Source organism: Providencia sp. PROV209 (assembly GCF_028479485.1).
Classification (GTDB): domain Bacteria; phylum Pseudomonadota; class Gammaproteobacteria; order Enterobacterales; family Enterobacteriaceae; genus Providencia; species Providencia alcalifaciens.
Genome location: NZ_JAMPNR010000011.1, coordinates 86,080 through 101,181, shown reverse-complemented (window position 1 = coordinate 101,181; position 15,102 = coordinate 86,080). Strand labels below are relative to the sequence as shown.

The window sequence follows — 15,102 nt, the reverse complement described above, 5'->3', positions numbered from 1 at the left end:
AAATTTTAGCACAAAAAGCGGAAAAACCAATATAATTAAAAATTAATCGGCCTGTTTACGCAAGAAAGCTGGGATATCTAAATAATCCGGCTCTTTATTTGCTTGCGTATTTTGGTCGTTAACGGCTTTTGCAGCTGGTTTTTCATCATTTAATGAAGACATGCTATTTTGCATTTGCTGATAGCGCTGCTCCATAGAAGTTTGCTGAGACATTTTATTGCTCACTAAAGTAATTTCTGGACGTTTGTCCATGCCAATACCTGTAGCAACAACAGTCACACGCAATTCTTCGTGCATTTCTGGGTCTAAAGAAGTACCGATTACGACAGTCGCATTATCAGATGCGAATGCACGAATGGTGTTACCCACTGTTTCAAACTCATCCAAGCGTAGGTCGAAACCAGCAGTAATGTTGACCAGAACACCACGCGCACCTGACAGGTCGATGTCTTCCAGAAGAGGACTAGAAATAGCCATTTCAGCTGCTTCTTCCGCTCTATCTTCGCCACGAGCCACACCTGAACCCATCATCGCATAACCCATTTCTGACATTACTGTACGCACGTCAGCAAAGTCCACGTTCATTAAACCTGGACGAGTGATCAGTTCAGCGATACCTTGAACTGCACCTTTTAATACGTCATTTGCCGCACCAAAAGCATCCAGCAAAGAGATACCACGACCAAGTACTTTCAGTAGTTTGTCGTTAGGGATAGTGATCAGCGAGTCAACATGTTTAGACAGCTCAGTGATACCCGCTTCCGCGAATGCCATGCGCTTTTTGCCTTCAAAGTTGAATGGCTTAGTCACAACAGCAACAGTCAGGATACCTAATTCTTTAGCAACTTCAGCAACAACTGGAGCCGCACCAGTACCGGTACCACCGCCCATACCCGCTGCGATAAACACCATATCTGCGCCATCAAGAGCATTGCGCAGTGCTTCACGGTCTTCTTCCGCCGCGTTACGACCAACTTCAGGGTTTGCACCCGCACCCAGACCTTTCGTAATACCTGTACCGATCTGAATGGTTTGTCCGACTGCGGTTTTACGCAAAGCTTGTGCATCAGTGTTGACAGCAAAGAACTCAACACCTTCGATGCGCTCGCGTACCATGTGTTCAACGGCATTTCCGCCGCCGCCGCCAACGCCGATGACTTTAATCACCGCATCGTTGGTTAGCTCCATTGGTTCAAACATAATGTCTCTCCGTTTTGTGCTTACTATTGAAGCTAATAATATGCTTCTAAATAAAAATTAAAATTCTTTTCTCAACCAGCTGGTGAGCTTACTAAACCACCCGCTAACTGAAGCACGTTTTTCCGTTTCGGTATCATCGCCAAGATGGCTTTCTTTACCGTAATGCAGAAGCCCTACCGCTGTGGAATAGTATGGCTCCTGAGCATAATCCGTTAATCCTGTTATATTAAGTGGGGTTCCAATTCTGACTTGCGTATGAAACACTTTTTGAGCGCATTCAACTAGCCCATCAATCTGTGCTGCACCACCCGTCAAAACTATCCCAGCCGCTAAGTGGTGTTTGACACCTTGCAGGCGTAACTGTTCCTGTAAATTTAAAATTTCTTCATTGACTAAATTTAACAGCTCAGTATACCGTGGCTCAATCACTTCTGCTAAGGTTTGACGCTGTAAACTTCTTGGAGGACGACCGCCTACACTCGGCACTTCCACCGTTTCATCTTTACTCACAATCGAACCGACTGCACAGCCGTGACGTACTTTAATCGCTTCTGCATCCGTTGGAGGTGTTCCAAAAGCGTAAGCGATATCGCTTGTAACCACATTTCCTGCGTATGGGATCACTTTGGTATGACGCAAAGCACCACCCGTATAAACCGCCATGTCCATTGTGCCACCGCCGACATCAACAACACAGACACCTAATTCGCGTTCATCTTCTGTGAGGACACTGTAGCTTGCTGCTAGACCGGCAAAAATAAGCTGGTCAACTTTTAATCCGCAACGCTCAACCGCTTTCACGATATTCTTCGCCATATCGTTATGGCAAGTGATTAGATGAACTTTAGCTTGCATACGAACACCCGAAAGACCGACTGGGTTTTTAATACCTTCTTGGTAGTCAATTGCAAATTCTTGCGGGATAACATGCAGAATTCGGTGTTCGTCTTTAACTCGGACAGATTTTGCCGTATGAACCACACTATCAACATCTTCTTGGGTCACTTCTTCTTCTGAAATTGGCACCATACCAATTTCATTTTGGCAACTCACATGTTTACCTGATAATGCAAGGTAAACAGAAGAGATTTGGCAATCTGCCATTAATTCAGCTTGGTCAATCGCTCTTTGGACGCATTTAACAACCGACTCAAGGTCGTTAACGCCACCTTTGTCCATTCCGCGAGATGGACAGCTTCCCACCCCAATAATATTAACCATACCATCGGGCAGAATTTCACCTACAAGGGCCGACACCTTGGAAGTTCCAATTTCAAGGCCTACCACTAATTTTCTGTCCGTTGCTTTAATCATTTGCTTCTGCCTATTTGCCTAATTTGAGTTTTTAGCAATTTGTCTTATTGGAAGCCTTGCGGTGCGTCAACTAATAGAGGCGCCCACCCCACCGCTGCTCCACTGGTATAACGCAAGTCGACATAATCGACGCGCTTATCAGTCGTTTGCTGTAAAAGCGGATAAAGCTCGAGAAAACGGTTTAACCGCTCTAACACATCTTTTTTCCCAAGTTCGACTCTTACATCATTATCTAAAATAATCTGCCATGCATGGCGCGCTGTCATAGAAACGGATTTTAGTTTCAAGTTATTTTTAGCCAAAATACCACTTAACACAGCAAATTCTTTCAAAACTTCTGTTTGGCTACCTTGCGGACCATACAGCATCACATAATCACCTTTACCATTTTGGCTAGGTGGAAGGGTAAAAACGCGCCCTTCTTGATCGACCATATTTTGGTCATTCCATCTTGCGTAAGGCTTATATTCCGCAATATGGATTTTTAATTCATCTGGCCACTGTTTGCGCACAGTAACTTGTCGGATCCAAGGCATCATGCTGATTTGATTCTGAATTGCATTAACATCCACCGTCATAAATGTTCCTGGCTGACCTAATGATAAAATCGCCTTTCGAACATCGTCGTTTGTGGTGTAATTGCGTTCTCCAGTCAATATCAGTTTGGACATAGGCAGCCTATCGGCATCCTTCATCCAGTTCATCACAGTCCAGCCGCTCCATACAATGGTGCCGACAACCATGAGGAAGAAAATCAATCCGCTCAAAAACGCCCCATTGCTGGGTCTTGAGCGCGGGTCTTCATCTTGCTGACCGCTATTATGATTATGGTGCCTTACGTTTAACGCTGCCTGTGACATATTAACTAGCCAATTCCAAAATTCGTACCACTAACTGCGAAAAATCCATACCCGCTTGACGCGCAGCCATTGGGACTAAACTGTGACTGGTCATTCCCGGTGAAGTATTAACTTCAAGTAAATAGAATTCGCCATCACTATCTTGCATCACATCAACGCGCCCCCAACCACGGCAACCCACTGCCTGATAAGCTTTCATCGCCATATCCGCAAGTTTTGCCTCGAGGTCATTCGTTAATCCACTTGGGCAGAAATATTGAGTCTCATCGGACAGATATTTTGCTTCATAATCATAAAAAATACCCGGTGGTTGAATACGGATAGAAGGTAGAACTTCATCACCTAATACTGCCACCGTATACTCTGGACCACTTAACCACTTTTCAATCAATAACGTATCGTCAAATTGGAAGGCTAACTCAATGGCTTCTGGTAATGCATCCAGAGAATCCACTTTACTCATTCCAACACTGGAACCTTCCAAACTCGGCTTAACGATTAACGGCAATCCTAAGTGCTTAACTTGCTGAGCTAGTTGCTCTTTTTTAATATTAGTATATTTCTGCCTGTTAAGTGAAATATATGGAGAAACACTTAGACCCGCACCTTGCCAGAGTTGTTTGGTGCGCAGCTTATCCATACTCAGCGCAGATGCCATAACGCCACTACCTGTGTATGGAAGCCCCATAAACTCAAGCATGCCTTGTATCGTTCCGTCTTCTCCGCCACGACCATGCAAGGCAATAAACGCTTTATCAAAACCAGCTTCTTTTAATGTCACAACAGGAAAATCTTGGGTGTCAATTGGATGTGCATCAATGCCTGCTTGACGTAATCCCGCCAAGACCGCATTACCTGACTGAAGTGAAACTTCACGTTCAGCGGATGTGCCTCCAAATAGAACCGCAATTTTTTCTGTCATGCTTATTCCTCAACCATTGGTGGTTGTAACTTCGTTTCTGCTAGGTTTTTGGCTATTTTACCAATATTTCCTGCGCCTTGAACTAAAATTAAGTCGTTATCATCAAGAACTTGAGCCAGCATATGTGAAACTTGCTCTGGTTCTGCAACAAAAATTGGGTCAACCTGCCCACGACTGCGAATTGTACGGCACAATGAACGGCTATCAGCTCCCGGTACAGGCTTCTCACCCGCAGAATAAACTTCCAGCATCAGTAGGACATCAACCTGTCCCAAGACATTCGCAAAGTCATCATATAGGTCACGAGTTCGTGTATAACGGTGTGGCTGGAATACCATGACGATACGCTTATCTGGCCAGCCAGCTCGCGCTGCTTTAATGGTGGCATCGACTTCAGTTGGGTGATGACCATAGTCATCAACTAGCATCACGTCGCCTTCTTTCCCATTCACATTACGCAACGCATAATTACCTAAGAAATCAAAGCGGCGACCTGTGCCTTGGAATTCAACCAGTGCAGACAGAATGTGTAGATCATCGATACCCTCTTCGGTTGCCACCGCAACCGCGGCAGTAGCATTGAGCGCATTGTGACGTCCCGGTGCATTCAGAACAACAGTCAGCTCAGGCATTCCTTCACGCGCAATGGTGAAGAAACCTTGATTCCCTTTTTGCTCGTATTTAGTGATTCGTACATCAGCGTCTTCACTAAAGCCATAAGTCGTAATGTAACGACCAATTTTAGGTAATAATGAGCGAATAACAGGATCATCGATACACATGACTGCACGACCATAAAATGGCAAGTTATGCAGGAAGTTAATGAATGTATCTGTCAGGTTTTCAAAATTACCCTGATAGGTATCCATATGATCAGCTTCAATATTTGTCACAACAGCGACTAATGGCTGTAAATGCAAGAAAGAAGCATCACTTTCATCCGCTTCCGCAATTAAGTAACGACTGCTACCTAAACGTGCATGAGTCCCCGCTGATTTAACGAGTCCACCATTAACAAATGTTGGGTCTAAACCAGCTTGTGCATAGATTCCAGAAATCATCGCCGTTGTGGTCGTTTTACCGTGAGTGCCTGCGACTGCAATACCGTGACGGTAACGCATTAATTCAGCGAGCATCTCTGCACGACGGATGACCGGAATACGTAATTCTTTAGCAGCTTGAATTTCTGGGTTCTCAGCAGAAATCGCCGTGGAAACCACAACCACACTCGCATTTTCAACATTTTCAGGGCGATGATTAAAATAAATCGTTGCACCCAATTCAGTTAATTGCTGAGTGACTGCGTTCGGGGCAAGATCTGAACCACTAATTTCATAACCTTCGTTAGCCAACACTTCAGCGATACCACCCATGCCAGCACCGCCGATGCCGACAAAATGAATGTGCCGTACTCTACGCATTTCTGGCACTGATGTTCTTAATTTCGCTAACTGTTGTGTATTCACTGTATTTCCGCTTCTCTGTAAATTCTGTCTACATTCTATTTTGTAAGATGCACGCTATTTTGCGAGGCTTATGCTATTTCTTCGCTACATCGCAAATAACCGCAGCAACACGCTCGGTTGCATCAGTGATGGCACAGCTATAGGCTTTCTCTGCCATCGATAATAATTCGGTTCTATCCCACTTATTGAGTAACTCAGCAACGGCTTCCGCCGTAAATTGTGGCTGTTCAATAATTTTAGCTGCACCTGCTTGTTCCAGAGGCAGCGCATTCCAATACTGTTGACGGTCTTTGTGCTGGAAAGGAACAAAAATCGCAGGTAAACCTGCCGCCGCAATTTCGCTGACAGTTAATGCACCTGAACGACACACCACAATATCAGCCCATGCGTAAGCTTGTGCCATATCATCAATAAATTCAGTCACTTTAAACTCAGAATCGCCTGAATTTTGCAAAAAATCATTATACAATGCTTCTGTCGATTCCTTACTGCCTTTTCCAGCCTGATGCCAGATATTTAACTGTTTGCTTACTTTTCCAGCAACTAATGGCATGACTTGATTTAAAATTCGAGCTCCTTGACTTCCACCCACAACTAATACGCGTACCGCGCCATCGCGCCCTGTTAAACGCTCTTGTGGTGCTGGTAATGCCAATACATCCTCACGTACAGGGTTACCCACAACAGGCGCATTAGGAAAGGCACCAGGGAAGGCTTGCAAAACACGTTTAGCGATTTTTGATAACCATTTATTGGTTAATCCAGCAATGCCATTTTGCTCATGCAAGACAACAGGGACACCACATTGCCAAGCAGCAATACCACCAGGACCAGAGACATATCCGCCCATCCCCAAAACCGCATCGGGTTGGTAGCGCTGAATAATGCTTTTCGCTTGACGAATCGCTTTGTAAATCCGCCAAGGTGCTCCCAGTAACGCACCAATGCCTTTGCCTCTTAAACCTGAAATTTGGATAAACTCAATATCAATACCATGTTTAGGCACCAAGGTTGCTTCCATACGATCAGCAGTACCTAACCAGCGGATTTCCCAACCTTGAGCCTGCAAATAATGCGCCACAGCTAAGCCGGGAAAAACGTGTCCCCCAGTTCCGCCTGCCATAACGAGTAATTTTTTTGCCTGACTCATTTGGAACTCCTTACAAACGCCTGAGCTTTCTCAAGTCGTGTTTCATAATCAATTCTAAGTAACACAGCGATCGCCGCTGACATCACTAATAAACTCGATCCCCCGTAACTAATCAGTGGGAGAGTTAGACCTTTTGTTGGCAACATACCCGCAGCAGCACCAACGTTAACTAATGCTTGGAAGGTAAACCAAATACCGATAGCACATGCGAGATAACCACCAAATAATTGTTTGGTCAGTAGCGCTCTACGCCCCACCATCATCGCTCTAAATGCCAACATAAAGACCATCAGTAAAACCAGTACGACGCCCACATAACCAAGCTCTTCGGCGAGTACGGAGAAAATAAAGTCGGTATGCGCTTCAGGTAAGTATTCTAGTTTTTGTACTGAGTTACCCAAACCTTGTCCTAAGAGCTCCCCTCGACCAAATGCCATCAGTGACTGTGTTAGCTGATATCCACTACCAAACGGGTCATCCCATGGATTTAAGAATGACGTTACGCGGCGCAAACGATAAGGCTCGAAAACAATTAAAGCCAGTACCCCTACGCCACAAGCTGCGATACCAATAATAAATGGTGCTAAACGAGCTCCCGCTAAAAACAGTAATCCCAGCGTTGTCACAACCAGTACAACCACCGTTCCTAAATCCGGCTGTAACAGTAGCAGCAACGCCATCATGATCAAAATACACATCGGTTTTACAAAACCAAAAAACTTGGTGCGTACCTCGTCTGACTTACGGACTAAATAACTGGATACATAGCAAAACAAGGCAAATTTTGAAATTTCGGCGGGCTGAATTTTCACAATACCAATGTCAATCCAGCGCGATGCCCCGTTAACTGAGCTTCCCGCAACTAATACCACCGCCAACATGGCTAACGCGCCCATCAGCAAGATAAAACTGTATTTTTCCCATGTTGCCATTGAGACACGCATCACTCCTAAAGCAAGGAGGAATGCGACAACTAAATACACCACATCACGTTTTGCAAAATAAAATGGGTCATCGGTTAATCGCTGCCCGACTGGCATTGATGCGGATGTCACCATAATGAAACCAACTGCTGCCAAACCGAATGCTAACCAAACCAATGTACGATCGTAGAGTGTCGAGCCTGAAATCACGCCATTCTTTTCACCGATGATCCAGTTTTTTAAACGTAAAGCACCCGGTATGGTCATTAACCTAACTCCTTAGCGAGCTGAGCAAACACATCACCACGTTGCTCAAAGCTTTTAAACTGATCTAAGCTGGCACATGCAGGGGATAACAGCACCATATCGCCCGATTTCAAGAGCGGCGCAATTTGGCGCATACTCTGTTCCATCGTCTCAGTCAGCACTGATTTTTCAGGCGCTAACTGCGCGAGTTGCTGACCATCACGACCGAAGCAGTACAAGCGGTAGTTATCCGCCGCAATATACTTTTTCAATGATGAAAAATCGGCTGATTTACCATCACCACCCAGCAATAGATAGACAGTCCCATCCACGTGTAACCCATTGAGTGCGGCTTCGGTACTGCCCACATTGGTCGCTTTTGAGTCATTAATCCAACGTACACCACGATTGAATAAGACCAACTGGAAACGGTGCACTAAACCGGCATACTCTTTTAAAACTTGAATGCTCGCTTCACGAGGAATTGCAACGGTATCTGCTAATGCTAATGCCGCCAACGCATTCATATAGTTATGCTGCCCCGTCAAATGCATTTTTGTTACATCCAGCACCACTTCACCTTGAGCCACTAAAACACGTTTTTGAGTATCAAAGTAATAATCGCCACTGTTTAAGCCAAAACTTGTGCATTGACTTAACTCTTGGTGATGAGGAAGCGTTAACGGATCCTGCGCATTCACAATGCAATGCTTTGCATTATCATAAATACGTAGTTTTGCCGCACGATATTGCTCAAGCCCCAATGGGTAGCGATCCATATGATCTTCAGTCACATTCAACACGGTCGCAGCCGCTGCTCGTAGGCTAGACGTAGTTTCTAATTGGAAGCTAGACAGTTCCAACACAAACAGGCTATGCCCTTGATTGAGCAAAGAAACTGCAGGAATACCGATATTTCCGCCCACACCAACGGAAATTCCAGCTGATTTCGCCATTTCTCCCACAAGGGAAGTTACCGTGCTTTTACCATTAGAACCTGTGATTGCGACGATTGGTGCATCCGCTTCACGACAAAACAGCTCAATATCACCAACAATTTCAATACCATTTTTTGCAGCTTCTTGTAGCTGTGGTGTTGCTAGCGCAATACCTGGGCTCGCTACAATCAAATCAGCATGTTGCAACCATTCATTGTTCAGGCTGCCACGATGGCAGGCAACCTGTTCAGGGAGTTTATCAACACCAGGTGGCACAGCACGGGTATCCATCACGCGAGGTACAACCCCACGAGCAAGGAAAAAGTCAACGCAGGAAAGCCCGGTTAAACCTAAGCCAATTATCACGACGTTTTTACCCTGATACTGCTGAGCCTGTGAATGTACCATCTTAACGCACCTTCAATGTTGCCAGTCCAATCAGAACTAACATAAGAGAGATAATCCAGAAGCGCACAATAACGCGTGGTTCTGGCCAACCTTTCAATTCATAGTGATGGTGAATTGGTGCCATACGGAAAATGCGTTGCCCACGTAATTTGAATGAGCCCACTTGTAAAATCACCGACAATGTTTCAACGACAAACACACCGCCCATGATCACTAATAAGAATTCTTGGCGTAGCAGAACAGCAATAGTTCCTAGCGCACCACCTAAAGCTAATGAGCCAACATCACCCATGAAAACTTGCGCTGGGTAGGTGTTAAACCATAAGAACCCTAAACCTGCCCCAACAATCGCGGTACACACAATCACTAACTCACCCGCATGTGGTAAGAATGGAATGTGCAGATAGTTAGCAAAGTTAACGTTACCTGTTGCCCATGCTACTAAGGCAAAACCCGCAGCAACAAACACGGTTGGCATGATCGCTAAACCATCTAAGCCGTCTGTTAAGTTAACGGCGTTACTGGTTCCAACGATAACGAAGTAAGCCAGTAAAATGTACAACACACCTAATTGCGGCATCACATCTTTAAAGAACGGAACAACCAGCTGAGTCGCTGGCGTGTCTTTACCAATGGCATACATAGAAAAGGCAACAACTAATGCAAGCACGGATTGCCAGAAATATTTCCAACGAGCAATCAAACCACGGGTGTCTTTTCTCACCACTTTGCGATAATCATCAACAAAGCCGACAATACCGTAACCCACTAACACCAGCAGCACACACCAAACATAAGGATTGTCTAAACGCGCCCATAACAGCACAGACATACAAATAGAAAACAGGATCAAAATCCCGCCCATGGTTGGCGTACCACGTTTACTGAAGTGAGACTCAGGACCTTCATTACGGACAACTTGACCAATCTGCATTTTTTGCAGGTAAGCAATGAGATGTGGTCCCATCCACAAAGCAATAATTAATGCTGTCAGCAAACCGACAATGGCTCTGAACGTCAAATAGGAAAAGACGTTAAAAGCAGAAAATTTATGGACTAATAATTCGGCTAACCAGACTAACATTCGAAGCACTCCTTCAATGCATTCACAACATCTTCCATCGCGGAGCTGCGTGAACCTTTAACTAAAATAGAAACAACATCATTCTGCTGTGCTAGCGGAATTAGTCGGGTTAATAAATCTTGTTTCACTGTGAAGTGCTCACCGCGCTCGCTAGATTGGCTAATGATTTCGCTTAGCTGTCCAACACTCAGCACTTTATCTAAACCTGCTTGTTTCGCTGCTAAACCAACGCGCTCATGACACTCATGGGCGTAATCACCAAGCTCCCCCATATCGCCAGCGACTAAAATGCGATAACCGGGCATTTTTGCCAGTACATTAATCGCGGCAATCATTGAACCGTCATTTGCGTTATAGGTATCATCCAGCACCACTTTGGTATCGCTCAAGCGTACTGGGAATAAGCGCCCCGGTACTGCCTTTGTCGTCGCTATACCTTGCTTGATATCTTCTAAGGTTGCCCCTACAGAGATAGCTAATGCACTCGCTGCTAAAACATTCGCGATATTATGTACACCGGGTAATGGCAACGTAATTTCAACCTGCCCTACTGGAGTATGTAGTGTGAAATCCGTTGTGAGCTGTTTAATTTGAATATTGGACGGGTAAAAATCCGCTTTCTCAGTCAGTGAGTAATACCAAACTGTTTGGCGTGAACCAAACTGCCACTTATCTGAATAACTGTCTAAGTTCACAATCGCCGTGCCTTCTTCAGGCAAACCTTGGTAAATTTCACCTTTGGCTTTTGCGACACCTTCTGGAGAGCCAAAGCCAGCAAGATGAGCACCAAATAAATTATTGACGAGTGCAGTTTCTGGCTTAACGATATTGGTTGTGTATTCAATTTCATGTGGGTGATTCGCCCCCATTTCGATGACCGCAAATTGATACTCATCGGTTAAACGAAATAGCGTTAGCGGAACACCAATATCATTATTCAGATTACCTGCGGTATATAACGTGTTACCACGTTGCCCCAAAATTGAGGCTGTCATTTCTTTGACTGATGTTTTACCGGAAGAACCTGTCAGCCCTACCACTCTGGCTTTAGATTGTTGGCGAACCCATCCTGCAACTTGCCCCATGGCAATACGGGTATCTTCCACAATCACTTGCGGGCAATTAACGTCCAATTGGTGGTCAACTAACAGTGCTGTCGCGCCTGCCTCAACCACTTGACCGGCGAACTCATGAGCATCAAAACGCTCACCTTTTAAAGCAATAAACAGGCTGCTAGCTTCAATTTTACGGCTATCAGTGCTGACATTTAACAGAATCAGGTCATGATTAATCGCATTAATAATGCGCCCTTGAGTCACTTGTGCCAGTTGGTTTAAGGTGATTGGGATCATGCCATCACCCCCAATAATCTCGCGACGGTTAAGCGGTCTGAATAATCTAAACGACGTGAACCAATGATTTGATAATCTTCATGACCTTTACCTGCCACTAAAATCACATCATCAGGCTGTGCTTGTAAAATCGTGTTAGTCACTGCTTCTGGGCGACCAGGGATGGCTAGAACTCGGCTAGAATCTAAAATACCTGCCATGATGTCATTAATAATATCCAACGGATCTTCGCTACGTGGATTATCGTCAGTGATCACAACTTTATCCGCATACTGCTCAGCAGAAGCCCCCATTAAAGGACGTTTCCCTTTATCTCTGTCCCCACCGCAACCGAATACACACCACAGTTTGCCTTTACAGTGTAAACGGGCTGCTGCTAGCGCTTTTTCTAAGGCATCCGGTGTATGAGCATAATCAACAACTACCGTCGGTTTACCTGTTACACTGAACACTTCCATACGCCCACAAACTGGCATTAACGCATTGGTCGTGGCGAGAAGTTTTTCTAATGGGTAATCCATCATCAGTAGGGTTGCCATCGCCAGCAATAAGTTGCTTACGTTAAACGCGCCCATTAATGGGCTTTCAAATGAACCATTACCCCAAGTCGACGCAAAATGAATCGTTGCACCTTTATCGTGGTAATCGACATCCGTTGTTTTTAACCATGGACCTTGCCAGTTGGCAGGGATGCTATCTTCCATGGTCACTGCACAAGCTTGCGGTAAACGCTGTAACCATTTCAGTCCTACTTCATCATCGGCATTAATAATTTGAGTTTTTGTGTGATGAGTAGAGAACAGCAGCCATTTTGCGGCTTCGTAGTTTGCCATATCGCCATGGTAATCAAGGTGATCACGACTTAAATTAGTGAAAACAGCCGCATCGAATTGTAATGCAGCAACGCGCCCTTGAACTAAGCCATGGGAAGACACTTCCATCGCGGTCAACGTGGCTTTTTTATTTAGTAATTGGGTCAGTTCCAGTTGAATATCAACCGCTGAGCCTGTGGTATTCTCGCTTGGAGAAACATGCCCCAGAATCCCATTCCCCACAGTCCCCATGACCGCAGAGGTTTCGCCTAACCCTTTTGCCCATTGAGCAATTAATTGCGTCGTCGTTGTTTTACCGTTAGTCCCTGTCACACCCACTAGTTTCATTTGGGAGGAAGGTTGATGGTAGAACTCACCCGCTAATGCAGATAAACGATTATTTAGGTCGTTAAGATAAATGACAGGCACACCATGAACAAAGCGAATTTCGCCTTCTTCAGCTTCGCCGTGTGCTTCTGCGATCACCGCAGAAACCCCTTGAGCGATAGCTTGAGGAATATAGTGTCTACCATCTGACTGATGGCCTTTTACTGCAATAAACAGATCACCCGCGGCAGCCTTACGACTGTCTAGCGTCATCTCTCGTAAAGAGATATTTGTTGTACTCACACCAAATGGGGCGAGGAGTTCACAAAGATTACGATCTGCCACTTTTAACCTCTTTTTGACTGTTCACGATTTCACTTTTATCGTCTGTTTGCAATGCATCTGGCTCCACATTCATGAGACGTAAAACCCCACCCATGATAGAACCAAAGATAGGTGCGGATACCGCACCTCCGTAGTACTTACCGGCTTTTGGATCGTTGATTAACACAACGAGCGCATAGCGCGGATTGCTGGCTGGTGCAACCCCGGCGGTATAAGCGATATATTCATTGATATAACGCCCTTCAGGTCCGACTTTCTTCGCGGTACCTGTTTTAATTGCAATACGATAGCCTTTAATTGCGGCACGCGTTCCCCCGCCACCAGGCAGAGCAACGCTTTCCATCATGTGCACGACAGTGCGCATTATTGGCTCTGGAAATACTCGGGTCCCCGGAACAGGCGGGTCGACTTTCGTAATCGATAATGGGCGATATACCCCAAAGCTACCGATCGTTGCATAGGCACGCGCAAGTTGTAATGGTGTTACCATTTGCCCGTACCCGAAAGAAAAGGTGGCCCTTTCTAAATCAGACCACCGTGTTTTTTTACTTGGAAAGATGCCACTACTTTCCCCGACTAACCCCAGATTAGTCGGCTTACCAAACCCAAAGCGGCTATACACGTCCACCAGCTCTGTGGCAGGCATCGCTAACGCTAATTTTGAAACACCAACGTTACTCGACTTCTGTAAAATACCGGTAATTGATAACTCTGCGTAACGCGCAACGTCTTTAATTTCATGTCCATTAACGCGGTACGGATAGGTATTCAAGACCGTATTTTCTTTAATAATTTTATTGTTCAACGCACTCATCACAACGAGTGGCTTCACAGTAGAACCTGGTTCAAAAATATCGGTGATAGCCCGGTTACGCATGGAGTCCATCGGCGTACCCGCAAGGTTATTTGGGTTATAGGATGGACTGTTTGCCATCGCTAAAATTTCCCCTGTATTCACGTCCACAAGGATAGCAACACCCGATTCTGCTTTGTTCTCTTGAACCCCTTTTGTTAGCTCACGATACACAATAGATTGAATACGCTCATCAATACTGAGCATCAAGTTATGCGCCGCTTGGCTATCAACGGAGGAAACTGTTTCAATAACACGTCCATTACGGTCTTTACGTACCGTACGCTCACCTGGAGAGCCTTTTAACCAACGATTAAAGCTTTTTTCTACACCCTCAATACCTTCACCATCAATATTGGTAACCCCTAATAAGTGGGCAGTGACTGGACCTGATGGATAATATCGGCGAGATTCTTTACGTAAATAGATCCCCGGAACTTTTAATTTGCGGACGTATTCACCAATGGAGGGGTTAACTTGACGAGCGAGGTAAACAAAGCGCCCTTTCGGGTTAGCTGAAATTTTAGTGGTAATTTGTTCAAGTGGGATTTCTAGTGCATCTGCGAGGGCTTTCCAATGTTCATCATTCGTGATCCCGCCTTTTTCAAAGACTTCTTTAGGATCTGCCCAGATAGCATTCACAGGAACACTCACCGCTAACTGACGCCCTTCTCGGTCACTGATCATACCGCGAGCTATCGAAACTTCTTGAACTCGAAGGGAGCGCATGTCCCCTTCTTTTACCAGTTTTTCTGGTGCAATAATTTGTAGGTACGCAACACGAGTCAGTAATCCTGCTAATGCCAACCCAATACATCCACACAACAAAACAAAACGCCAGCGAACAAAGCTGGTGACTTCTTCTGTTTTCTTGTTCTTAGCGGGTTTGGTTGCTTTCATTC

The 15,102-nt window shown here is 45.2% G+C and carries 12 protein-coding genes; all 12 read right to left on the bottom strand.

What is annotated here, in order from left to right; all coding sequences use genetic code 11:
• Positions 1-42: 42 nt before the first annotated feature.
• A complete protein-coding gene (ftsZ, locus tag PR795_RS08120; protein ID WP_006660763.1) occupies positions 43-1,200 on the bottom strand; it encodes a cell division protein FtsZ in 1,158 nt (385 codons plus the stop codon).
• 57 nt (positions 1,201-1,257) lie between these two features.
• Positions 1,258-2,514 carry a cell division protein FtsA gene (ftsA, locus tag PR795_RS08115; protein ID WP_006660762.1) on the bottom strand — a complete coding sequence of 419 codons (1,257 nt, stop codon included), beginning with the start codon at positions 2,512-2,514 and terminating at the stop codon, positions 1,258-1,260.
• A gap of 44 nt (positions 2,515-2,558) precedes the next feature.
• Positions 2,559-3,374, bottom strand: coding sequence for a cell division protein FtsQ (ftsQ, locus tag PR795_RS08110; protein ID WP_006660761.1), 816 nt, complete (start codon positions 3,372-3,374; stop codon positions 2,559-2,561).
• Position 3,375: 1 nt separating this feature from the next.
• Positions 3,376-4,296: a D-alanine--D-alanine ligase gene (locus PR795_RS08105; RefSeq protein ID WP_036968218.1), complete on the bottom strand. Its 921-nt coding sequence runs from the start codon at positions 4,294-4,296 to the stop codon at positions 3,376-3,378.
• 2 nt (positions 4,297-4,298) lie between these two features.
• A complete protein-coding gene (gene murC, locus PR795_RS08100) occupies positions 4,299-5,762 on the bottom strand; it encodes a UDP-N-acetylmuramate--L-alanine ligase (protein WP_006661159.1) in 1,464 nt (487 codons plus the stop codon).
• A 73-nt stretch (positions 5,763-5,835) separates the two neighbouring features.
• A complete protein-coding gene (gene murG, locus PR795_RS08095) occupies positions 5,836-6,912 on the bottom strand; it encodes an undecaprenyldiphospho-muramoylpentapeptide beta-N-acetylglucosaminyltransferase (RefSeq protein ID WP_006661158.1) in 1,077 nt (358 codons plus the stop codon).
• Positions 6,909-8,102: a cell division protein FtsW gene (ftsW, locus tag PR795_RS08090; RefSeq protein ID WP_006661157.1), complete on the bottom strand. Its 1,194-nt coding sequence runs from the start codon at positions 8,100-8,102 to the stop codon at positions 6,909-6,911. The genes murG and ftsW overlap by 4 nt, the downstream gene beginning before the upstream one ends.
• Positions 8,102-9,427, bottom strand: a complete 1,326-nt coding sequence (gene murD, locus PR795_RS08085) for a UDP-N-acetylmuramoyl-L-alanine--D-glutamate ligase (protein WP_181480119.1) — start codon at positions 9,425-9,427, stop codon at positions 8,102-8,104. The genes ftsW and murD overlap by 1 nt, the downstream gene beginning before the upstream one ends.
• 1 nt (position 9,428) lies before the next feature.
• The gene (gene mraY, locus PR795_RS08080) at positions 9,429-10,511 is read right to left on the bottom strand and encodes a phospho-N-acetylmuramoyl-pentapeptide-transferase (protein ID WP_006660755.1); all 1,083 of its coding nucleotides are present in this window, start codon (positions 10,509-10,511) and stop codon (positions 9,429-9,431) included.
• The gene (murF, locus tag PR795_RS08075) at positions 10,505-11,863 is read right to left on the bottom strand and encodes a UDP-N-acetylmuramoyl-tripeptide--D-alanyl-D-alanine ligase (protein ID WP_181480120.1); all 1,359 of its coding nucleotides are present in this window, start codon (positions 11,861-11,863) and stop codon (positions 10,505-10,507) included. The genes mraY and murF overlap by 7 nt, the downstream gene beginning before the upstream one ends.
• On the bottom strand, positions 11,860-13,347 hold the full coding sequence (gene murE, locus PR795_RS08070; protein ID WP_006661154.1) for a UDP-N-acetylmuramoyl-L-alanyl-D-glutamate--2,6-diaminopimelate ligase: 1,488 nt from the start codon (positions 13,345-13,347) through the stop codon (positions 11,860-11,862). Before murE ends, murF begins: the two co-directional genes overlap by 4 nt.
• On the bottom strand, positions 13,334-15,100 hold the full coding sequence (gene ftsI / locus PR795_RS08065; protein ID WP_006660752.1) for a peptidoglycan glycosyltransferase FtsI: 1,767 nt from the start codon (positions 15,098-15,100) through the stop codon (positions 13,334-13,336). Before ftsI ends, murE begins: the two co-directional genes overlap by 14 nt.
• Between the last annotated feature and the right edge of the window lie 2 nt (positions 15,101-15,102).